Genomic DNA, 21914 nt, shown 5'->3' with positions numbered 1-21914 from the left:
TTGTTGCGCGCATTCTATCGCGGGCGCTGGCAATGGAATGTCACCTTGGTTACATTCATGCGATGGATGTCGAAGCCCTCGCGCTGCGCGGTATCTGGTTCGCGCACCTGCCCGCGTCGTTGCGCGCGGCGTTGCTGCGCGCGGGGCGCGTCGTGCGGCTGGGCGCGGGGCAGTGGGTCTATGGCGAGGGCGATGAGGAAACGGGCGTGGTCCTCGTGCTCGACGGCGCGCTCCGGATCGAAGCGTCGCTGGGCAGCGAGCGCGACGTGCTGGTCAACCTCGCGCCCGCCGGAAGCGCGTTCGGCCAGTCGCGGCGCGGCGGTGGCGGCCCGCGCATCGCCACCGCGCGCGCCGCCCGCCGCGCGACCGTGCTGCTGATCGCGGACAGCGCGCTGGAACGCATCGCGGCGGACCATCCGCTGCTGTGGCGCGCGGTGAGCGAACTCGTTTACGGCCAGCTTGACGCGATGGTGCATCTCGCCGCGCAACTGATCGGGCTTCCCCCGCGCGGCCGCATCGCGGCGCGGCTGCTCGCGCTGGGCGGCGCGGGCGCGGCGGCGGTGAGCCAGGCTGACCTTGCGGAAATGTGCGGCCTGTCGCGCAAGGCGACCAACGCGCACCTCGCCGCGCTGGAGCGGGGTGGCGCGATTGGGCGGGGTTATGGGCGGATCACCATCGTCGCGCCCGCGATCCTGCGGCGACTGGTGGAGTGATGGCGCGCGGCTGGCGGCGTGAATTGGGTGGGTTCGGGTTTGACGGGCTCTGGAAACCCGTGCTGGTAAGCCGCCCTTGTGCTGCCTACGCTGCCCTATTCTCAAGCCGATAGCGGGAGATGGAATGGGGTCGCTAGTTGGAAAGGTCGCCCTTGTGATCGGTGGGACGCGCGGGATCGGCGCGGCTATCAGTCGAAGAATGGCATCAGACGGTGCGTCAGTCGCGATTGTCTATCTGAGTCGCTCCGCCGAGGCGGAGAGCCTTGGAAGCGAACTGATTGCTCAAGGGGCTGCGGTTTGCATGGTCCAAGCCGATGTCGGCGATTCAGCCGCCCTTATCGACGCGATCGACAAAGTGGTATTGCACTTTGGCCGTCTGGACGTTTTGGTGAATGTCGCTGGTATGGCAATCGTCGGCCCGCTCGGCGCATATGCCGATGACGCTTTCGATCGCACCTTCGCGCTCAACGTCAGAGCGCCATTCCTTGCGGCCCAAAAGGCGTCGAGCGTGATGGAAGCAGGCGGGCGCATCATAACGATCGGCAGCATCGTAGCGGACCGAATGCCCGGCGACGGGGGAACGCTCTATGCTGCGAGCAAAGCCGCGCTAGGAGGTATGACTCGTGGTTTGGCGCGCGATTTGGGGGCGCGAGGCATCACGGCCAACCTAGTGCAGCCGGGGCCGATCGATACGGAGCGCAATCCAGCGGATGGCCCTAACGCCGTCGCCAATCGTACACCGCTGGCCATTCCCCGACACGGCACGGCAGACGAAGTCGCCGGTCTCCTTGCCTATCTCGCGTCCCCGGACGCTGGCTTCATCACTGGAGCCACATACAATATTGATGGCGGGTGGAGCGCGTAACCGAGCGGTCGCGGCGACGGCTCCGGATAGCGCATCGGGAACGGTCGCAACTGCAGTGAAACCCGCTGCACCGCCCCACAATGATTGCGATGACCCAAGCCCCGAGCGATATCGTTGTGGCCAGCAAATGCTCACGCTGTCCGAGGTAGGCCGGCAGACGTGAGTGGGCTAACTCGCCCCGCCCTTACGCCATCGCCGCCATGTAGTGCGCGCATTTGCGGCGGCGTTCCTGGCCTTGCAGGGTCAGCACGATATGGCCGAGCTGGCGGCGGATCAGCCCTTCGTCGGTGAGGGCGTCGATCGTTGGCTGGGGCTGCTCGCGCGGGAGAATCAGGATCGTGCCGGCGCGGCGCGCCGACCACAGAATGCGCTCAATCTCCTCCGGCGGAAGTGGTGTGCCGGAACCATGCTTAGCCATCTGACCCCCCGACCCGGGACGCTTGCGGCATCTGTTTACGCGCCGCTGTCCCCATTCCGGACCGATTCGAATCGATTCGTCAAGGGCGAGCCTGGACGAAAGATGTTTCTGAAAGGTGAATCGGGGGATTCGAAGGATTAACCGACTCTGTTTACGACCAGATCCTCCACCACGGAGGGGTCGGCCAGCGTGGAAATGTCGCCGAGGTTCGATGTGTCGCCCTCCGCGATCTTGCGCAGGATGCGGCGCATGATCTTGCCCGAGCGCGTCTTGGGCAGGCCGGGCGCGAACTGGATCGCGTCGGGCGTGGCGATCGGGCCGATCTCCTTCCTCACCCATTGCCTGAGCGCGGCGTTAAGATCATCGGACGCCGCCTCGCCCGCATTGAGCGTGACATAGGCGTAAATGCCCTGACCCTTAACCTCGTGCGGCATCCCGACCACGGCGGCCTCGGCCACCTTGGGATGAAGCACCAGGGCGCTTTCCACCTCCGCGGTGCCCATGCGGTGGCCCGAGACGTTGATTACATCGTCGACCCGCCCCGTGATCCAGTAATAGCCGTCCTCGTCGCGGCGGCAGCCGTCGCCGGTGAAATATTTGCCGCGATAGGTGGTGAAATAGGTCTGGAAGAAGCGCGCGTGATCGTTCCACACGGTGCGCATCTGGCCGGGCCAGCTCGCGGTGATGCACAGATTGCCGCTCGTCGCGCCATCCAGCACCGTGCCCGCTTCGTCGACCAGTTGCGGCTGGACGCCGGGGAGCGGGCGGGTCGCCGATCCGGGCTTCAGATCGGTCGCGCCGGGGAGCGGGGCGATCAGCGCGCCGCCGGTCTCCGTCTGCCACCAGGTGTCGACGATCGGCGAGCGGCCCTCGCCGACGACATCATGATACCAGCGCCACGCTTCGGGGTTGATCGGCTCGCCCACCGTGCCGAGCAGGCGCAGCGACGCGCGGCTGGTGCGATGGACCGGCGCGTCGCCCTCCTTCATCAGCGCGCGCAGCGCGGTGGGCGCGGTGAAGATGGTGTGGACCTGATGGCGATCGACCACCTGCCAGATGCGGCTCGCGTCGGGCCAGTTGGGCAGCCCTTCATACATCAATGTCGTCGCGCCGTTCGCCAGCGGGCCATAGAGGATATAGGTGTGCCCGGTGACCCAGCCGATATCGGCGGCGCACCAGAAGACGTTCCCCGGCCGGTAATCGAACACCAGATCGTGGGTGAAGCTCGCCCATAGCAGATAGCCGCCGGTGGTGTGCAGCACGCCCTTGGGCTTGCCGGTCGAGCCGGAGGTGTAGAGCACGAACAGCGGGTCTTCCGCGCCCATCGGCTCGGGCGGGCAATCGGTGGACATGCCGGCGGCGGCATCGTGATACCAGATGTCGCGCGCGCCCATCGCCACGTCGCCGCCGGTCGCCTTCACCACGATGACCTTTTCGAGGCTCGGCGCGCGATCCGCCGCCACATCGACATTGGCCTTGAGCGGCACCCGCTTGCCGCCGCGCCGGCCCTCGTCTGCGGTGATGACGAGCTTCGAATCGCAATCCTGGATGCGCCCGGCGAGCGCATCGGGGGAGAAGCCGCCGAACACCACCGAGTGGATCGCGCCGATCCGCGCGCAGGCCAGCACCGCGAACGCGGCCTCGGGGATCATCGGCAGATAGATGGTGACGCGATCGCCCTTCCTCACCCCTTGCGCCTTCAGCACATTGGCGAAGCGGCAAACCTCGGCATGGAGCTGGCGATAGGTGAAGCGCTTCGGCTCCTCGCTGGGATCATCCGGTTCCCAGATGATGGCGATCTGATCGCCGCGTTCGGCAAGGTGGCGGTCGATGCAATTGGCCGCGACGTTGAGCACACCGTCCTTGAACCATTCGATCCGGAAATCGGCCTCGTCGAAGGACCAGTCGCCGGCCCTGGTGGGGGCGGCGATCCAGTCGAGCCGCCGGGCCTGTTCCAGCCAGAACCCGTCGGGATCGCTGAGGCTGGCCTGATACATCGCGTCGTAACCCGCGCGATCGACCTTCGCGTTCGCGCTCCACGCGGCGGGGACGGGGTACAGTTCCTGCTCGACCATCAGACTCTCCTTCGCGGCCCCCGTAACCGCGCCGCCGCCGGGGGACAACTTGGCAGTGCATCGGTTTCGCTATAAAACCCATCGCGCCGCGCAGGAGACGCGGACAGGAGAGGATTGCGAATGGCTGGCACCGTGCTCGTGACCGGAGGCAGCGGTTATATCGCTGGCTTCCTCATCCAGCGGCTCACAGAGCGCGGCTGGAACGTGAATGCAACAATCCGCAACCTCGCGAAAGAGCCGGAAGTCCGCGCCGCGCTGGGCGTGCCGGCGGACAGATTGCGTTTCTTCGCCGCCGATCTGGAGCATGACGCGGGCTGGGCCGAGGCGATGGCCGGATGCAGCCATGTCGCGCATGTCGCCTCGCCTTTTCCGCTGGGCAAGGTGACGGACGAGATGCTGATCCCGCCCGCGCGCGATGGCGCGCTGCGCGCGCTGCGCTTTGCGAAAGCGGCCGGGGTGAAACGCTTCGTGCTCACCTCCTCGATGGCGGCGATCGCTTATGGCCATGCGCCGGCGAATGGCGTCGCCTTCACCGAGGAGGAGTGGACTGACGTGAACGCACCCGGCGTTGCGCCTTATACGAAATCAAAGACGATCGCCGAACGCGCCGCGCGCGACTGGATGGCCGAAAACGGCGCGGGGATGGAATTCTGCTCGGTCAATCCCAGCGCCGTGCTCGGCCCGGTGATGAGCGGGGATTTCTCCACCTCGATCCAGATCGTCGAGCGGCTGCTCAACGGCTCGATCCCCGGCTATCCGCGCATCGGCTTCGCGGTGGTCGATGTGCGCGATCTCGCCGATCTCCATGTGCTGGCGCTGGAAACGCCGGGGCTGGATGGCGAACGCTTCCTTGGCGGTGGGCGCTTCATGATGATGGAGGAAGCCGGCGCGGTGCTGCGCGCGCGGCTGGGCGACAAGGCGCGCAAGGTGCCCAAGCGACGCATCCCCGATTTCGTCGTGCGGCTGATGGGGCTGTTCGACGGCAGCATCAAACAGGTGGTCGGCGAGCTTGGCCGCGTGCGCGCGGTCGATCCCGAACATACCGCGAAGGTGCTCGGCTGGCGGACGCGGGATGAGGAGCAGTCGATCGTCGATACCGCCAACAGCTTGATCGAGATGGGAATCGTGAAGGTGTGAAGCGGATCAGCCGCGCGCAACGGGCCGATGCATGAGCCAGGTATCCGCGCCATAAGGCGCGGGGCCGGCGTAAACGAAACCCTGTGCCGCCCAGAATTTGTCCGCGCCGTTGACCGCGATCAGCGCGATCTCGCCAAGCCCGGCGGCGCGCGCCTGATCCATCGCCAGCCCGATCGCCGTGCGCCCGGCGCCGCTGCCGCGCGCGGATGGCAGCAGCGCGATATCGTGTAGGTAATAGCTGTCCGCGTCGGCCGGGATCGCGCCGAGCGTCGCGCCAAGCGCGGGCGGGGTGGCGCGATGCCACGGATGGGCGATGAGATAGCCCGCGATCTCGCGCTGCCCGGCAAGAACCAGGCAACCGGCGGGATATAGCGCGAGCCGCTCGGCATAGACCGCGCCGTCTTCGGTGAAATCGCCGTGGACGCGATCGGAGATCGCGGCGACCGTCGGCAGATCGTCCGCTGTCATCGCGCGCCATTGATATTCCGGCATGGGATCACTCCTGCTTTCGGCTTGCTTATACCACGCGATACGGAACGACGCGGCGGATCGCCGGCTCCACCGCGATCGCGCGGTCGGTCGGCGGGAAGGCGCGCTGGTCGCAATCGTCGCGCGGGCACAGGCGGCAGGAAATGCCGATCGGTGTTGGCGCGCGTGTGCGGTCCACCGCGTCGGCATAGACGAAATCGGCGGCGTGGGTCGCCTCGCAGCCCAGCACCACGGCGTAGCGGCGCGGGCTGCGCGCGAAGCTGCCCGATGGCTTCACCAGCCCCTTCGCCATCGAGATATAGCGCACGCCATCGGGCGTCTCGGCGTGCTGGACGAGGATGCGATCGGGGATCGCGACCGCTTCATGCACATGCCACAACGGGCAGGCGCCGCCGAACCGCGCGAATTGCAGCCGGGTGGCGGAATGGCGCTTGGTGATGTTCCCCGCCATATCGACGCGGCAGAAATAGAAGGGCACGCCCTCCGCTCCCGCGCGCTGGAGCGTGGAGAGGCGATGGCACGCCTGCTCGAAGCTCACTCCGAAGCGGCGCGAGAGCCGGTCGATATCGTGGCGCAGCCGCCGCGCCTCGGCGCGAAACGGGGCATAGGGCATCACCAGCGCCCCCGCCGCATAATTGGCGAGCCCCACCGCGAGCAGCCGCCGCGCCTCCGCGCCGGGCACGTCGGCACCGGCCACGATCGTCTCGATCTCGTCCGCGAAGGCGGTGGCGGCGAGGCGGTGGGCGATCAGGAAGCGGCGGCTTTCGGGCGGCAGCGCGGCGTTGAGCGTGAGGGTCGCATGGTCGAACCGGGCGAGGGGGGCATCCTCGTTCTTGTCCTCGGCGAGCGCGATGCCGTGATCGCGCAGCGCGTCCGCCAGCCCGTTGTGTGCGGCATCGGCCAGCGCCTCCGCCGCGCGATCGAGCGGATCGACGTAATTCCCCGCTTCGTGGAACCAGTCCCGCACCGCCTCCCACGGCAGGCGCGCGCCGGTGCCCGCGGTCATCGATTCCTCCGCGATGGCGAGGCGTTCCTCCGCCGCGCGCTTGGCGGCATGGAGCGCGATCAGCCGATCCGCGAGATCGGGGCGCTCCTCCGCCAGCCGCGCGGCCTCATCGGCGTCGAGCGGGGCGAGCGCGGGATCGGCCAGCGCCTCGCCCAGCGCCGCCAGCCGCCGCGCGGGCGCCTCGCCCTCGATCGCCGCCAGCGCATGTGGATAATGACGCGCGAGCGCGGTGGTGACGGCGGGGGTGAGCGGGCGCTCCCCGGTTTCGAGCTGCGAGAGATAGCTCACCGACAGCCCGAGCCGCGCCGCCATGGCGCGCTGGTTCAGCCCCGTGGTGAGGCGCAGGGCGCGCAATTGCTGGCCGGCGTAAAGTCTGGGCATCGCCTCTTTCCCGTCATTCCCCGCGTTTCCCGTCATTCCCGCGCAGGCGGGAATCCATTCTTCCACGCCTTTGCGGTGGAGCCGTAGTGGTCGCGCATCTGGATTCCGCCTGCGCGGGAATGACGATAGTGCGGTTCGGGAGTGTTCGCAAATCGCGCTTTCGCAAATTCGCAAGTTCACATTTGCGCTTCCCGCCCGCGCACCTATGGAAGGGCGCGTTGCACCCGGAGAAGCGTATGTCGTCGACGATCGAGGAACTGGAACGCAAGCGCGCCGCCGCGCGGGCGGGAGGCGGGCAGAAGCGCATCGACGCGCAGCACGCCAAGGGCAAGCTCACCGCGCGCGAACGCGTCGAGGTGCTGCTCGACGAAGGCTCGTTCGAGGAACTCGACATGTTCGTCGAGCATAATTGCGTCGATTTCGGGATGCAGGATCAGGTCTTCCCCGGCGATGGCGTCGTCACCGGATCGGGCACGATCAACGGGCGCCTCGTGTTCCTGTTCAGCCAGGATTTCACCGTGTTCGGCGGGTCGCTGTCCGAGCGCCATGCGCAGAAGATCTGCAAGGTGATGGACATGGCGATGAAGGTCGGCGCGCCTGTCATCGGCCTGAACGATTCGGGTGGTGCCCGGATTCAGGAGGGCGTGGCCTCGCTCGGCGGCTATGCCGAGGTGTTCCAGCGCAACGTGCTCGCCTCGGGCGTGGTGCCGCAGATCAGCGTCATCATGGGGCCGTGCGCGGGCGGCGCGGTTTATTCGCCCGCGATGACCGACTTCATCTTCATGGTGAAGGATTCCTCGTACATGTTCGTCACCGGGCCGGACGTGGTGAAGACGGTGACCAACGAGGTGGTGACGCAGGAGGCGCTGGGCGGCGCCGTCACCCACACCACCAAGACGAGCGTTGCCGACAATGCGTTCGACGACGATATCGAGGCGCTGCTCGCGGTGCGCGATTTCGTCGATTACCTGCCGGAATCGAACCGCTCGCCCGTGCCCGAGCGCCCGACCGACGATCCGTGGGACCGGCTGGAGCCGAGCCTCGATACGCTGATCCCGCCCTCTGCCAACCAGCCGTATGATATGCACGAGCTGATCCGCAAGGTGGTGGACGAGGGCGAGTTCTTCGAAATCCAGCCGGGCCATGCGGCGAACATCATCTGCGGCTTCGGGCGGATCGAGGGCAAGTCGGTCGGCTTCGTCGCCAATCAGCCGATGGTGCTGGCGGGCGTGCTCGATATCAATTCATCGAAGAAGGCGGCGCGCTTCGTGCGCTTCTGCGACGCGTTCGATATCCCGATCGTCACGCTGGTGGACGTGCCGGGCTTCCTGCCGGGCACGAGCCAGGAACACAACGGCATCATCAAGCATGGCGCCAAGCTGCTGTTCGCTTATGCCGAGGCGACCGTGCCCAAGATCACCGTCATCACGCGCAAGGCCTATGGCGGCGCCTATGACGTGATGGCATCGAAGCATCTGCGCGGGGATCTGAATTACGCGTGGCCGACCGCCGAGATCGCGGTGATGGGCGCGAAGGGCGCGGTGGAGATCATCTTCCGTGGGCTGAACGAGGAAGGCATCGCGGAAAAGACCCGCGAATATGAAGCGCGCTTCGCCAACCCGTTCGTCGCGGCGGCCAAGGGCTTCATCGACGAGGTGATCCAGCCGCATTCCACCCGCCGCCGCATCGCGCTGGGCTTGCGGAAACTCCGCGGCAAGAGCCTGGAGAACCCGTGGAAGAAGCATGACAATATTCCGTTGTGATATTGCCGCTCCGGCGAGGATGAAGAAATGAAGCTAGGCCGCCTCAACCATGTCGGCGTCGCGACGCCGTCGATCGCCAAGTCGATCGAGACCTATCGCCTGCTGCTCGGCGCGGAGAAGATCGGGGAGCCGTTCGACCTGCCCGCGCAGGGCGTGAAGGTGTGCTTCGTCGATGCGCCCAACACGCAGATCGAGTTGATCGAGCCGTATGACGAGACATCGCCGATCGCGGGGTTCCTGAAGAAGAACCCGGCGGGCGGGCAGCATCACGTCTGCTTCGAGGTGCCGGATATCCACGAAGCGGTGGCGCATATGAAGGCGAACGGCGCGACCGTGCTCGGCGAGCCGCGCATCGGCGCGCATGGCACGCCGATCGTGTTCGTCCACCCCAAGGATTTCGGCGGGATGCTCGTCGAGTTGATGGAGTCGCCCAAAGGCGACCACTGAGGAGAGAGACATGGCCGAATATGAAACGATCCTGACCGAGAAGAAGGGCGATGTCCTCGTCATCACGCTCAACCGCCCCGATCGGCTGAATGCCGCGTCGTTGCAGATGGCGGAGGATCTCTCCACCGCGCTCTACGATCTGCAAGGCGCGCGCGCGGTGCTTATCACCGGGGCGGGGCGGGCGTTTTGTTCGGGCGCCGATCTTCAGGCGCGCGGCGGGGCGAGTGCGGTGAGCGGGGGCGACGCGAGCCACCGCGCGCTGATGAATTATTACAATCCGGCGCTGTCGCAGATCATGCGGCTTGGCGTGCCTGTCGTCACCGCGGTCAACGGCCCGGCGGCGGGGGTCGGCTGCTCGATGGGCCTCGCTGGCGATTTCGTGCTTGCGGGCAAGAGCGCCTATTTCCTTCAGGCGTTCGTCAACATCGGGCTGGTGCCCGACGGCGGATCGACCTGGCTGCTCGCCAAGGCGATCGGCAAGGCGCGCGCGACGCGGATGATGATGCTGGGCGAGCGGATCGGCGCGGAACAGGCCGAAAGCTGGGGGCTGATCTACAAGGCGGTGGATGATGCCGCGTTGCAGGACGAGGCGCTGGCGCTGGCGACGCGGCTCGCCGCCGGGCCGACCGTGGCGCTGGCGACGATGCGCCGCAACGTGATGACCGCGCTCGACGGTTCGTTCGACGAGGTGCTGCGCGCCGAGGCGGAGGGCCAGCGCATCGCCGGTGGCACGGCGGACGCGCGCGAGGGCGGCATGGCCTTCCTCCAGAAGCGCAAGCCGGAGTTCAAGGGCGCGTAACGCCCCGGAGTTAGAGTGACATGACCGACAGCAAGCCGACGCTCGACAACTGGTCCGCCGCCGCCGCCAAGGAGGTGAAGGGCAGGGATCTCACTTGGCACACGCCGGAGGGGATCGCGGTCAAGCCGCTCTACACCGCGGATGACGTGGGCGTAGATCCGGGCCTGCCCGGCTTCGCGCCGTTCACGCGCGGCGTGCGCGCCTCCATGTATGCGGGCCGCCCGTGGACGATCCGGCAATATGCCGGCTTCTCCACGGCGGAGGAATCGAACGCTTTCTATCGCCGCAATCTCGCGGCGGGGCAGAAGGGGCTGTCGGTCGCGTTCGATCTCGCGACGCATCGCGGGTATGACAGCGATCATCCGCGCGTGACGGGCGATGTCGGCAAGGCGGGCGTCGCGATCGACAGCGTCGAGGACATGAAAATCCTGTTCGACGGCATCCCGCTCGATCAGATGAGCGTGTCGATGACGATGAACGGCGCGGTGATCCCGATCCTCGCCTTCTTCATCGTTGCGGGCGAGGAACAGGGGGTCGAGCGCAAATTGCTCGACGGGACCATCCAGAACGACATCCTCAAGGAGTTCATGGTCCGCAACACCTATATCTACCCGCCGGAACCGTCGATGCGGATCATCTCGGACATCTTCGGCTATACCAGCCGCGAGATGCCGAAGTTCAATTCGATCTCGATCTCCGGCTATCACATGCAGGAAGCGGGCGCGACGCAGCTTCAGGAGCTGGCGTTCACCATCGCGGACGGCGCGGAATATGTGAAATACGGCGTCGCCTCCGGCCTTGATATCGACAAGTTCGCCGGGCGGCTCAGCTTCTTCTTCGCGATCGGCATGAACTTCTTCATGGAAGTGGCGAAGCTGCGCGCGGCGCGCGTGCTGTGGCACCGCGTGATGACCAAGCTGGGCGCGAAGGACGAACGCAGCAAGATGCTGCGCACGCATTGCCAGACCAGCGGCGTGTCGCTGACGGAGCAGGATCCGTACAACAACGTGATCCGCACCACGATCGAGGCGATGGCGGCGATGCTGGGCGGCACCCAGTCGCTCCACACCAACGCGCTCGACGAGGCGATCGCGCTGCCCACCGATTTCTCCGCCCGCATCGCGCGCAACACGCAGATCGTGATCCAGGAAGAAACCGGGATGACCAAGGTGGTCGATCCCCTCGGCGGCTCCTATTACATCGAAAGCCTGACGCAGCAGCTCGTCGATGGCGCGTGGGAGATCATCGAGCGCGTCGAGCGCGAGGGCGGCATGGCGAAGGCCGTGGCGGCGGGCTGGCCCAAGGCGATGATCGAGGAAGCATCGGCCGGGCGCGCCGCGCGGGTCGATCGCGGAGAGGACGTGATCGTCGGCGTCAACAAATATCGCCTCGCCAACGAGGACGAGATCGAGATTCTCGATGTCGATAACCATGCCGTGCGCGAGGCGCAGATCCGCCGCATCAATCAGGTGAAGGCGACGCGCGATCAGGCGGCGTGCACCGCCGCGCTCGATGCGCTGCGCGAGGGCGCGAAGGGCGACGGCAATCTGCTGGAACTGGCGGTCGCGGCGGCGCGCGCGCGCGCCACGCTCGGCGAAATCTCGCTTGCGATGGAGGATGTGTTCGGGCGCTTCGGCACCTTCCCCACGCCGGTGAAGGGCATCTATGGCGGCGCCTATACCGATGACGAACGCTGGGCGCGGCTGCTGCGCGGCGTCGATTCCACCGAGCGGCGGCTTGGCCGGAAGCCCCGCATCTTCGTCGCCAAGATGGGGCAGGACGGGCATGATCGCGGCGCGAACCTCGTCTCCTCGATGTTCGGCGATCTCGGTTTCGAGGTGGTCGCCGGGCCATTGTTCCAGACCCCGCAGGAAGCCGCCGCGCTGGCGCTGGACAAGGATGTCGACGTGGTCGGCGCCTCCAGCCTCGCGGCGGGGCACAAGACGCTGATCCCGGAGTTGATCGGCCATCTGAAGGATGCCGGCCGCGCCGATATCAAGGTGGTGGCGGGCGGCGTGATCCCGGCGCAGGATTATCAGGCATTGTACGATGCCGGGGTGCAGGCGATCTTCGGCCCCGGCACCAATCTCATCAAGGCGGCGGAGGATGTGTTGCGGCTGCTCGGCCACAACATGCCGCCCGAAGCGGAGGCAGCGGAATGACCGCGCAGCATATCGAAACGCTCACCGTCCACGCCGGGACGGAACCCGATCCGACGACCAAGGCGCGGATCACGCCGATCTACCAGACGGCGTCCTATGTGTTCGACGATGTCGATCACGCGGCGGCGCTGTTCAACCTCGATGCGCCGGGCAACATTTACACGCGGCTGATGAACCCCACCAGCGGCGCGCTTGAGGGCAAGGTCGCGGCGCTGGAGGGCGGCGTCGCCGCGCTTGCGGTGGCATCGGGCCATGCCGCGCAGTTCCTCACGTTCCACACGCTGATGGAGCCGGGCAAGCATATCGTCGCCTCGAAGCGGCTTTATGGCGGATCGCTCAACCAGATCGGATCGAGCTTCAAGAAGATGGCGTGGGATTCCACGTTCGTCGATGCGGACGATCCCGCCAATGTCGCCGCCGCGATCACCGCCGATACCCGCGCGGTGTTCATCGAGAGCCTCGCCAACCCCGGCGGCGTGGTGCAGGATATCGCGGCGATCGCGAAAGTGGCGCATGACGCTGGCGTGCCGCTGATCGTGGATAACACGCTCGCCACCCCGGTGCTGTGCCGCCCGATCGAGCATGGCGCGGACGTGGTGGTGCATTCGCTCACCAAGTTCCTGAACGGCCACGGCAATTCGATCGGCGGCGTGATCGTCGATGCGGGTAAGTTCGATTGGGCGAAGGGCGGGAAATATCCCTATCTCAGCCAACCGAACGCCTCTTATCACGGCAAGGTGTTCACCGAGGCGTTCGGCAACGCCGCCTTCATCCTGGCGTGTCGCGCGCTGGGGCTGCGCGATCTCGGGCCGGCGCTGGCGCCGATGAACGCCTTTCTCGCGCTCACCGGCATGGAAACGCTGGCGCTGCGCATGGAGCGGCATTGCGATAACGCGCTGGCGCTCGCGCAATGGCTGTCGAGCCATCCCAAGGTGGCCTGGGTTTCCTATGCCGGGCTGCCGGGGGACAAATATCACGCGCTCGCGCAGCGTTACCTTGGCGGCAAGGGCGGGGCGGTGTTCACCTTCGGCCTGAAGGGCGGATATGACGCGGGCATCGCGCTCGTATCGAAGGTCAGGCTGTTCAGCCACCTCGCCAATCTCGGCGATACGCGAAGCCTCATCATCCATCCCGCCTCGACCACCCATCGGCAGCTTCCCGATGCGGAGCGCGCGGCCTCGGGCGCGGGGCCGGACGTGGTGCGCGTTTCGGTGGGCATCGAGAATATTGCCGACATCATCGCCGATCTGGCGCAGGCACTGGACGCAGCATGACCGACATGACCATCCGCAACGACTGGACGCGCGACGAGATCGCGGCGCTGTTCGACCTGCCGTTCGATGAGCTGATGTATCAGGCGCAGACCGTCCACCGCGCGCATCACGCGGCGGGCGAGGTGCAGATGTGCACGCTGCTCTCGATCAAGACCGGCGGCTGCCCGGAGGATTGCGGCTATTGCTCGCAATCCGCGAGCGCCGAAAGCGGGGTGAAGGCGACCAAGCTGATGGACCCGCGCGCCGTGCTCCAGATGGCGGCGCAGGCGAAGGACTCCGGCTCGCAGCGCTTCTGCATGGGCGCTGCGTGGCGCAACCCCAAGGACAGGGACATGCCCGCCATCATCGAGATGGTGAAGGGCGTGCGCCAGATGGGCATGGAAACCTGCATGACGCTGGGGATGCTCACCCCCGCGCAGGCGGCGCAGCTCGCCGATGCGGGGCTGGATTATTACAATCACAATATCGACACCTCGCCCGAGCGTTATGATTCCGTCATCACCACGCGCACCTTCGCCGATCGGCTGGAGACGCTGGAGAATGTGCGGCAGGCCGGCATCAACGTGTGCTGCGGCGGGATCGTCGGCATGGGCGAAACGCGTGCGGATCGCGTCGGCTTCGTCCACGCGCTTGCCACCCTGCCGCGCCACCCGGAAAGCGTGCCGGTCAACGCGCTGGTGCCGGTGAAGGGCACGGTGCTGGGCGACATGCTCGCCGACACGCCGCTCGCCAAGATCGACGATATCGAATTCGTCCGCACCGTGGCGGTGGCGCGCATCACCATGCCGATGAGCATGGTGCGCCTGTCGGCGGGACGCGAGAGCATGTCGGAAGCGACGCAGGCGCTCTGCTTCATGGCCGGCGCGAACTCGATCTTCACCGGCGACAAGCTGCTGACCACCGGTAATCGGGGCGACAGCGCGGATGCGGCGTTGTTCGCCAAGCTCGGCGTGCGCCCGATGGAGGCCGAGGAACCGATGCGGGTGTGTGCGGCGGCTGAATAAGCCGTCCAGCATGACGATTAGTGGGATTAGGTTCCGGCGTGTTCGCGCCCGGCGAATGATTTGAGGAAGCTGAATGTTCAAGAAAATCCTTGTCGCCAATCGTGGCGAAATCGCTTGCCGGGTGTTTCGTACGGCGAAGAAGATGGGGATCGCCACCGTCGCGGTCTATTCGGATGCGGATGCGCGCGCGCCGCATGTGCTGATGGCGGATGAGGCGGTGCGGCTTGGGCCGGCGCCGGCGGCGGAGAGCTATCTCAAGGCCGATCTGATCCTCGAAGCCGCCAAGGCTACGGGTGCGGACTGCATCCACCCCGGCTATGGCTTCCTTTCCGAACGCGAGAGCTTCGCCAAGGCTTGTGCGGACGCGGGCATCGCCTTCGTCGGCCCGCCGCCCAAGGCGATCGCCGCGATGGGCGACAAGATCGAATCGAAGAAGCTCGCCAAGCAGGCGGGCGTCAATGTCGTCCCCGGCTTCCTCGGCGAGATCGCGGATACCGAGGCGGCGGTGAAGATCGCGTCCGATATCGGCTATCCGGTGATGATGAAGGCCTCTGCCGGCGGCGGCGGCAAGGGGATGCGCCTCGCATGGTCCGAAAAGGACGTGCGCGAGGGCTTCGAGGCGACCAAGCGCGAGGGGCTGGCGAGCTTCGGCGACGATCGCGTGTTCATCGAGAAGTTCATCGAAAGCCCGCGCCACATCGAAATTCAGGTGCTGGGCGATCAGCACGGCAACGTCCTTTACCTCAACGAGCGAGAATGCTCGGTGCAGCGCCGCCACCAGAAGGTGGTGGAGGAAGCACCGTCGCCGTTCGTCACGCCCAAGATGCGCAAGGCGATGGGCGAGCAGGCGGTCGCGCTGGCCAAGGCGGTGGGCTATTTCAGCGCGGGCACGGTCGAACTGATCGTCTCCGGCGCGGACAAGACCGGCGAGAGCTTCTACTTCCTCGAAATGAACACCCGGCTTCAGGTGGAGCATCCGGTGACGGAGGAGATCACCGGGCTCGATCTGGTCGAACAGATGATCCGCGTCGCGGCGGGCGAGAAATTGGCGTTCGGCCAGAAGGACGTGAAGATCAACGGCTGGTCGGTCGAGAACCGCGTCTATGCCGAAGACCCCTATCGCGGTTTCCTGCCCTCGATCGGTCGCCTCGTGCGCTACAATCCCCCCGCGGCGGGCGATGGCGTGCGCGTCGATGACGGCGTGCGCGAGGGCGGCGAGGTCAGCATGTTCTACGATCCGATGATCGCCAAGCTCATCACCCACGGCAAGACACGTGAGGAGGCGATCGACAGGCAGATCGCCGCGCTCGATGCGTTCGAGATCGCCGGGCCGGGGACCAACCTCGATTTCGTCTCCGCGCTGATGCAGCATCCGCGCTTCCGTTCGGGCAATATCACCACCGGGTTCATCGCGGAGGAATATCCCGATGGCTTCCACGGCGCGCCGGCATCGGATGCGCTGGTGCGCACGCTGGCGGGCGTCGCGGCACATGCGGCGGCTGAATGGGCGGAGCGCGCGCGGCTGGTCGACGGCCAGCTTGGCGGCCCGCTTGCGGCACCGGCTGACTGGGTGGTGCGGATCGGCAAGAGCGATCACGCGGTGACGGTCGGCACCGATGGCGTGACGGTCGATGGCGTGGCCGTGGATGGCGACATCGCTTACGCACCCGGCGACCGCATCGCGACGGTGGGCGGCAAGGAGCCGCTCACGGTGAAGATCGCGCGCACCAGCACCGGCTTCACGCTCAACGCGCGCGGCGCGACGCACAAGGCGCGCGTGCTGCCCGCGCGGATCGCGCCTTATGCGAAGCACCTGATCGAGAAGGTGCCGCCCGATCTGTCGCGCTTCCTGATCGCGCCGATGCCGGGCCTGCTCGTGCGGCTGGACGTGAAGCAGGGCGACAAGGTGGAGGCCGGGCAGGCGCTCGCGGTGGTCGAGGCGATGAAGATGGAGAACATCCTGCGCGCCGAGAAAACCGCCGTGGTGAAATCGGTCAATGCGGCGGCGGGCGACAGCCTGCAGGTCGATCAGGTGATCCTGGAACTGGAATAAGGGGGCACTGAAAGTCCCCTCCCCTTCAGAGGCGGGGGAGGGGGTGGGGGATGTCTCTCAGAGACCGTCCACCTGCCGTATCTCGCTGTCCCATCCCTGCGCCTCCGCCAAAGGAGAGGGGCTTTACTGGCGCCTCGCCTCGGGCGCATGGACCAGCGCGCGGAGTTGCTCCAGTTGCTCCGGCGTATCCACGTCGATCAGTTCCTGTTCGTGGGCGACGACATGGACGCCAGCGCGGATCAGATCGCGCGCGCCCTGATCGCCCTCGATCGACAATACCTCGCCGAACCGCGCCGCGCCGAACAGGACGGGCGGGGAGGGGTGGCGGCCGTTGCTGGAGGCGACCACCGCCTCCGGCCCCGTCGCCGCTTCGAGCAGGCGATAGATATGCGTCGCGGTGACGCGCGGCATGTCCGCCAGCGCGATGATAACCGCAGCCGCGCCGTGCTCGCGCGCTGCATCCACCCCGAGCCGCACCGATGATGCCATGTCGCGCGAGGGATCGTTGTTGGGGATGATGGTGAAACCATGGTGCGCGAAATCAATCTGGCAGCCGGCGACGATCGCAATCCGCTCCATGAACGGCATATCCTCCAGCGTCACGGCGACATGCAGCCCGAGCGGGCGGGAGAGGAACGGTTCGTCGAGCTTGCTGCCGACATCGCCGAACCGCTCCGATTTCCCCGCGGCGAGCAGCACGAGCACGGTTTTTTCAACCTCGATCATTGAATCGTCCTATCATTGCTGCGGCGATGGAAAGCGCGATCTCCGCCGGGCCGATCGCGCCGATATCGAGCCCCACCGGCGCGTCGATGCGATCGAGCGCGCCCGGCGCCACGCCCGCCGCGCCCAGCCGCTCGCGTCGCGCGGCGTGGCTGCGGCGGCTGCCGAGCGCGCCGACATAGCCGGCGTCGCTGGCGAGCGCTGCGATCAGCGCGGGATCGTCGATCTTGGTATCGTGGCTCAACGTCACGATCGCGGTGGAGGGGCCGGGGCGGTGGGCGGCGATCGCCTCGTCGGGCCAGCGATCGTCGAGCGTCGCGGCGGGGAAACGCTCGTCCGTCAGGAAGCGCCCGCGCGGGTCGATCACCACCGTTTCGATGCCGAGCGTATGCGCCAGCCTGACCAGCGCCTGCGCGATCTGCACCGCGCCGACGATCAGCAGCCGGCGCGGCGGATCATAGCGGTTGACGAAGCTGTCGGCGCTGGCGGGCAGGTCCACGCCGCTCCGCCCGGTGGCAAGATCGGTGGTGACGGCCAGCGCCATTCCCGCATCGCGCGCGGCGCGGATATTATCGAACAGCGCGGGGTCGAAGCCCGCTTCCGATACTGGCTGCACCAGCACCGCGATTTCGCCGCCGCACGGCAGGCCGACCTCCCATGCGCTGGCATCCGCCACGCCGTAGCGTTTGAGCTGGAACGGCGCACCCGCGATCACCTGCGCGGCGGTGTCCAGGATATCGCTTTCCACGCAGCCGCCCGAAACCGATCCTTCGAACCGCCCATCGGCATGGACGAGCATATGGCTGCCCCTCGGGCGCGGCGCCGAGCCCCAGGTCGAAACCACGGTGGCAAGCGCCATCGGCGCGCCCCGCCACGCTTCGGCGGCGTTCAGGACTGTATCATTGTCGGCCATCAGATCGGCGGAAGCCCCATCAGCAGTTTATCCGGTGTGATCGGCATGTCGCGCACGCGTACGCCGCACGCATCGAAGATCGCATTGGCCACCGCCGCGCCCGCGCCGGAAATGCCGAGTTCGCCGATCCCCTTGGCGCCAAGCGGATTGGCGTGGCGATCGACTTCCTCGACGAAATATGCCTCGATCTGTGGTACATCGGCATTGGCGGGGATGTGATATTCGCCGAAATCGCGGTTGACGATCGCGCCGCTGCGCGGATCGACATGCGCTTCCTCGTGCAGCGCATAGCCAAGGCCCCAGATCATCCCGCCGATCGCCTGGCTGCGCGCGGTTTTGTGGTTGAGGATGCGCCCGCAATCGAACACGCCGAGCATCCGCTTCACGCGCACTTCGCCCGTCACCGCATTGACCCATGCCTCGCAGAATTGCGCGCCATGCGTCGCCTGCGCGAAGCGCCGGTTGTTCGCGCCGGGATGGATCGTGCCGATCGCGGAAAGCGGCGCGGCGCCGACCAGTTCGCCCAGCGGCACGCGGCGGTTGCCGGCGATGGCGTGGCCGTCCTTCAGCGTCATATCCTCGGGCGCTGCGCCCATCGCTTTGGCCAGCTTCGCCACGATATCCTCGCACGCCAGCGCGACCGACGAGGCGGAGGAGGCGGCGCCGAACGATCCGCCCGATCCGGCGCCGGTCGGCAGATCGCTGTCGCCCAGCCGCACCGCGACGCGCTCGATCGGCAGGCCGAGCGCCTCGCCCGCGACCTGCGCCAATATCGTATAGGTGCCGGTGCCCAGATCGGTCATGTCGGTCTCGACGATCGCGCGGCCCTCGGGCGACAGCGTCACCCGCGCGCTTGAATCCGCGAGGAAATTCACCCGCGCGGCGGTAGCAACGCCATGCCCGATCAGCCATTCGCCCTCGCTCCGCCGCTCGCGCGTGGCCCAGCCGAAGCGCCGCGCGCCCTCGTCGAAACAGTCGATCAGGCGGCGGGATGAAAAGGGGCGCCCGGTGGTGGGATCGTTTTCCGGCTCGTTGCGGCGGCGCAGCTCGATCGGATCGAGGCCGAGTTCGCGCGCCAGTTCGTCCATCGCGCATTCCAGCGCGATCATCCCCACCGCCTCGCCCGGCGCGCGGACCGGGCCGTGCGCGACGAGGTTGACCGGCGCGATCCGCGTCGTGAAGCTGCGATGTTCGCCGCGATAGAGCGCCACCGCGCCGAGCGCCACCGGCTCGAACGAGCGCGCGCCGACCTTCTGGCTGACAAGGCTGTCCTGCCCGCAACCGATCAGCCGCCCATCGGCGTCTGCGGCGAGGCGGATGCGCTGATATGTGTCAGACCGGCCATAACAGGCGTGGAATATCTGCTGCCGGGCAAGCGCCACCTTCACCGGGCGCCCGAGCCGTTTCGCCGCCACCGCGGCAAGCAGCGCATCGGCGCTGACATTCTTGCCCCCGAAGCCACCGCCGATGAAGGGGGAGATCAGCCGGATATCCTCCGCCGGGATGCCGAGCGAATTGGCCAGCACCGGGCGCGCCATGCGGAAGATCTGGATCGAACAGCGCAAGGTCAGCCGATCGCCATCCCATTCGGCGATCGTGCCATGCGGCTCCATCGCGGCATGAACCTGGCGCGGGGTGGTGTAATTCACGTCGATCGCCACCGCCGCATCGGCCATCGCCCGATTGATATCGCCGCGCACGATATTGGGGAGCAGCGCGCCTTCCTGCGGATCGAAGGCATCGTCCGCGCCGTCATGCGTGGTGAACACGCCGTCTTCGCGCGCGCAGGTGACGATCACCGCGCGGGCGGCGGCGCGCGCCGCCTCGAAACTTTCCGCCACCGCGATGCCGACTATCTCGCCCCAGCTTTCGATCGCGCCGTCATAAGGCTGTGCCCGATCCTGCCCGAACACCGGGGTCTGGCGGGGGAGGGCGGCGTCGCCGGCGTAGATCGCGATCACGCCGGGCATCTTCTCCGCCGCGCGCGTGTCGATCGCGGTGACGCGGCCCTTGCCGATAGCGGCGGTGATCGCGACGCCCCAGGCCATGTTGTCGAGTCCGTGCTCCAGCGCATAGGTCGCGCTGCCGGTCACCTTCGCCGGGCCGTCGATCCGGTCGAGCGGCTTGCCGAGCACGCCCTGCACCTCGCGATCGAGCGCGAGGCCGGCGTGCGCCTCGTCCATCCGATATTCGGTCATGCGGTCAGATCCCGAAGGGCCGCGATCAGCACGCGGCGGGCGAGCGGCAGCTTGAAATCGTTATGCCCGAAGCCGCGCGCGTCCTTCAGCAATGCCTCGGCGGCGTCGGCGAAGGCTTCGGCGGTCGGCGCCTTGCCGACCAGCGCCGCTTCCACCGCCGGATCGCGCCACGGCCGTGGCGCCAGCCCGCCGAAGGCGAGTGCTGCTGATGCGATCCTGCCGCCCTCCATCCGTACCACCCCGGCCAGAGAGACGAGCGCGAAGGCATAAGACGCGCGATCGCGCACCTTGCGATAAAGATGCCGCGCGCCCGGCACGGGCGCGGGCAACTCGACATGGGTGATAAGCTCGCCCGGTTTCAGCGCGGTTTCCACCTGCGGCGTGTTGCCGGGCAGGCGATAGAAATCCGAAATCGGCAGTCGCCGCCTGTCTCCGCCGGGCGTGAGCGTGACGATCACCGCGTCGAGCGCCTGCATCGCCACCGGCATGTCGCCGGGATGGGTGGCGATGCACTGATCGCTTGTCCCCAGGATCGCATGGATGCGATTGAACCCCTCGCGCGCGTCGCAGCCCGATCCGGGCGCGCGCTTGTTGCAGCGCGCGGCGGTGTCGTAGAAATAATAACAGCGCGTTCGCTGGAGCAGATTGCCCCCGGTCGTCGCCTTGTTGCGAAGCTGGCCCGATGCGCCCGCGAGCAGCGCGCGGCTCAGCACCTCGTAACGCTCGATCACGCGCGCGTCGGCGGCGAGATCGCTGTTCGGCACCAGCGCGCCGATCGTCAGCCCGCCGTCCGCGCGCTCCTCGATCCGCGCGAGATCGAGCCGGCTGATATCCACCAGCCGCTCGGGCGTCTCCACCTCCAGCCGCATCAGATCGAGCAGGTTGGTCCCCCCCGCGATGAAGCGACCGCCCGCCGCCACCGCGCCTTGCGGGCTTTCAGCGCGGGAATAGGCGAACGTCCTCATGCCGCCGTCTCCCGCGCCACGTCGCGGATCGCATCGACGATATTGGGATAGGCCGAGCAGCGGCAGAGATTGCCGCTCATCCGCTCCGAAATCTCGTCATCGTTGAATGCCGGATGCGCAAGATCGGCGGAAACATGGCTCGGCCAGCCCTTCGCCACCTCGTCGAGCATCCCCACCGCCGAACAGATCTGCCCCGGCGTGCAATAGCCGCATTGATAGCCGTCATGCCGCACGAATGCCGCCTGCATCGGGTGGAGATCGCCGATCGCGCCCAGCCCCTCGATCGTGGTGATGGCATCATCCTGATGCATCACCGCGAGCGTGAGGCACGCGTTGATCCGCCGCCCGTTGACGAGGATGGTGCACGCCCCGCACTGGCCATGGTCACAGCCCTTCTTGCTCCCCGTCAGCCCGAGATGCTCGCGCAGCAGATCGAGCAGCGAGGTGCGGATATCCACATCCGCCTCGTATCGCGCTCCATTGATCGTAAAATACATGGCTCGCTCTCCGTCTGCCGACAGGGTAACGC

The 21914-nt window shown here is 67.0% G+C and carries 19 protein-coding genes; 10 read left to right on the top strand and 9 right to left on the bottom strand.

Annotated features, from left to right (window positions below; genetic code table 11):
* Positions 1-62: 62 nt before the first annotated feature.
* Positions 63-713, top strand: a complete 651-nt coding sequence (locus tag Q0316_RS16530) for a Crp/Fnr family transcriptional regulator (RefSeq protein ID WP_298674402.1) — start codon at positions 63-65, stop codon at positions 711-713.
* Positions 714-837: 124 nt separating this feature from the next.
* On the top strand, positions 838-1578 hold the full coding sequence (locus Q0316_RS16525; protein ID WP_298674401.1) for an SDR family oxidoreductase: 741 nt from the start codon (positions 838-840) through the stop codon (positions 1576-1578).
* Positions 1579-1762: 184 nt separating this feature from the next.
* On the opposite strand, the gene Q0316_RS16520 is transcribed toward Q0316_RS16525, so the two are convergent.
* A complete protein-coding gene (locus Q0316_RS16520) occupies positions 1763-1996 on the bottom strand; it encodes a hypothetical protein (protein ID WP_298674400.1) in 234 nt (77 codons plus the stop codon).
* A 137-nt stretch (positions 1997-2133) separates the two neighbouring features.
* Positions 2134-4071: an acetate--CoA ligase gene (acs, locus tag Q0316_RS16515; RefSeq protein WP_298674399.1), complete on the bottom strand. Its 1938-nt coding sequence runs from the start codon at positions 4069-4071 to the stop codon at positions 2134-2136.
* 120 nt (positions 4072-4191) lie between these two features.
* Here acs and Q0316_RS16510 point away from each other — a divergent pair, with 120 nt between their 5' ends.
* Positions 4192-5208, top strand: coding sequence for an NAD-dependent epimerase/dehydratase family protein (locus Q0316_RS16510; RefSeq protein WP_298674398.1), 1017 nt, complete (start codon positions 4192-4194; stop codon positions 5206-5208).
* A gap of 6 nt (positions 5209-5214) precedes the next feature.
* Here Q0316_RS16510 and Q0316_RS16505 read toward each other — a convergent pair whose 3' ends face one another.
* Complete coding sequence (locus Q0316_RS16505) at positions 5215-5700, bottom strand: GNAT family N-acetyltransferase (protein WP_298674397.1); 486 nt, start codon at positions 5698-5700, stop codon at positions 5215-5217.
* A 25-nt stretch (positions 5701-5725) separates the two neighbouring features.
* Entirely contained in the window at positions 5726-7084 is a 1359-nt protein-coding gene (locus Q0316_RS16500) for a short-chain fatty acyl-CoA regulator family protein (RefSeq protein ID WP_298674396.1), read from the bottom strand.
* A 236-nt stretch (positions 7085-7320) separates the two neighbouring features.
* Between Q0316_RS16500 and Q0316_RS16495 the strand changes: the two genes are divergently transcribed.
* From Q0316_RS16495 to Q0316_RS16465, 7 genes are all read left to right on the top strand, one after another.
* Positions 7321-8847 (top strand): acyl-CoA carboxylase subunit beta, encoded by a 1527-nt coding sequence (locus Q0316_RS16495; protein WP_298674395.1) that lies wholly within the window; start codon positions 7321-7323, stop codon positions 8845-8847.
* A gap of 27 nt (positions 8848-8874) precedes the next feature.
* Positions 8875-9294 (top strand): methylmalonyl-CoA epimerase, encoded by a 420-nt coding sequence (gene mce / locus Q0316_RS16490; RefSeq protein ID WP_298674394.1) that lies wholly within the window; start codon positions 8875-8877, stop codon positions 9292-9294.
* Positions 9295-9304: 10 nt separating this feature from the next.
* Positions 9305-10093, top strand: coding sequence for an enoyl-CoA hydratase-related protein (locus tag Q0316_RS16485; protein WP_298674393.1), 789 nt, complete (start codon positions 9305-9307; stop codon positions 10091-10093).
* Positions 10094-10113: 20 nt separating this feature from the next.
* The gene (gene scpA / locus Q0316_RS16480) at positions 10114-12255 is read left to right on the top strand and encodes a methylmalonyl-CoA mutase (RefSeq protein ID WP_298674392.1); all 2142 of its coding nucleotides are present in this window, start codon (positions 10114-10116) and stop codon (positions 12253-12255) included.
* Positions 12252-13529 (top strand): O-acetylhomoserine aminocarboxypropyltransferase, encoded by a 1278-nt coding sequence (locus Q0316_RS16475; protein ID WP_298674391.1) that lies wholly within the window; start codon positions 12252-12254, stop codon positions 13527-13529. Before scpA ends, Q0316_RS16475 begins: the two co-directional genes overlap by 4 nt.
* Positions 13526-14533 (top strand): biotin synthase BioB, encoded by a 1008-nt coding sequence (bioB, locus tag Q0316_RS16470; RefSeq protein WP_298674390.1) that lies wholly within the window; start codon positions 13526-13528, stop codon positions 14531-14533. The genes Q0316_RS16475 and bioB overlap by 4 nt, the downstream gene beginning before the upstream one ends.
* Before the next feature lie 73 nt (positions 14534-14606).
* The gene (locus Q0316_RS16465) at positions 14607-16586 is read left to right on the top strand and encodes an acetyl/propionyl/methylcrotonyl-CoA carboxylase subunit alpha (protein WP_298674389.1); all 1980 of its coding nucleotides are present in this window, start codon (positions 14607-14609) and stop codon (positions 16584-16586) included.
* A 123-nt stretch (positions 16587-16709) separates the two neighbouring features.
* Here the strand turns inward: Q0316_RS16465 and Q0316_RS16460 are convergent, their stop codons facing one another.
* Genes Q0316_RS16460 through Q0316_RS16440 form a run of 5 tightly spaced genes read right to left on the bottom strand, consistent with a single transcriptional unit; the run spans position 16710 to position 21882 of the window.
* On the bottom strand, positions 16710-17312 hold the full coding sequence (locus tag Q0316_RS16460; RefSeq protein WP_298674388.1) for a nucleotidyltransferase family protein: 603 nt from the start codon (positions 17310-17312) through the stop codon (positions 16710-16712).
* Positions 17299-18222 carry an XdhC family protein gene (locus tag Q0316_RS16455; RefSeq protein ID WP_298674387.1) on the bottom strand — a complete coding sequence of 308 codons (924 nt, stop codon included), beginning with the start codon at positions 18220-18222 and terminating at the stop codon, positions 17299-17301. Before Q0316_RS16455 ends, Q0316_RS16460 begins: the two co-directional genes overlap by 14 nt.
* Positions 18222-20420 carry a xanthine dehydrogenase family protein molybdopterin-binding subunit gene (locus Q0316_RS16450; RefSeq protein ID WP_298674386.1) on the bottom strand — a complete coding sequence of 733 codons (2199 nt, stop codon included), beginning with the start codon at positions 20418-20420 and terminating at the stop codon, positions 18222-18224. The genes Q0316_RS16455 and Q0316_RS16450 overlap by 1 nt, the downstream gene beginning before the upstream one ends.
* A complete protein-coding gene (locus Q0316_RS16445) occupies positions 20417-21385 on the bottom strand; it encodes a xanthine dehydrogenase family protein subunit M (RefSeq protein ID WP_298674385.1) in 969 nt (322 codons plus the stop codon). The genes Q0316_RS16450 and Q0316_RS16445 overlap by 4 nt, the downstream gene beginning before the upstream one ends.
* Positions 21382-21882 (bottom strand): 2Fe-2S iron-sulfur cluster-binding protein, encoded by a 501-nt coding sequence (locus tag Q0316_RS16440; protein ID WP_298674384.1) that lies wholly within the window; start codon positions 21880-21882, stop codon positions 21382-21384. The genes Q0316_RS16445 and Q0316_RS16440 overlap by 4 nt, the downstream gene beginning before the upstream one ends.
* Positions 21883-21914: the final 32 nt, after the last annotated feature.

Origin of the sequence: uncultured Sphingomonas sp., assembly GCF_937871615.1 — a bacterium.
In the GTDB taxonomy this organism is placed as follows: Bacteria; Pseudomonadota; Alphaproteobacteria; order Sphingomonadales; family Sphingomonadaceae; genus Sphingomonas.
This window is presented reverse-complemented; position numbering and strand designations above follow the sequence as displayed.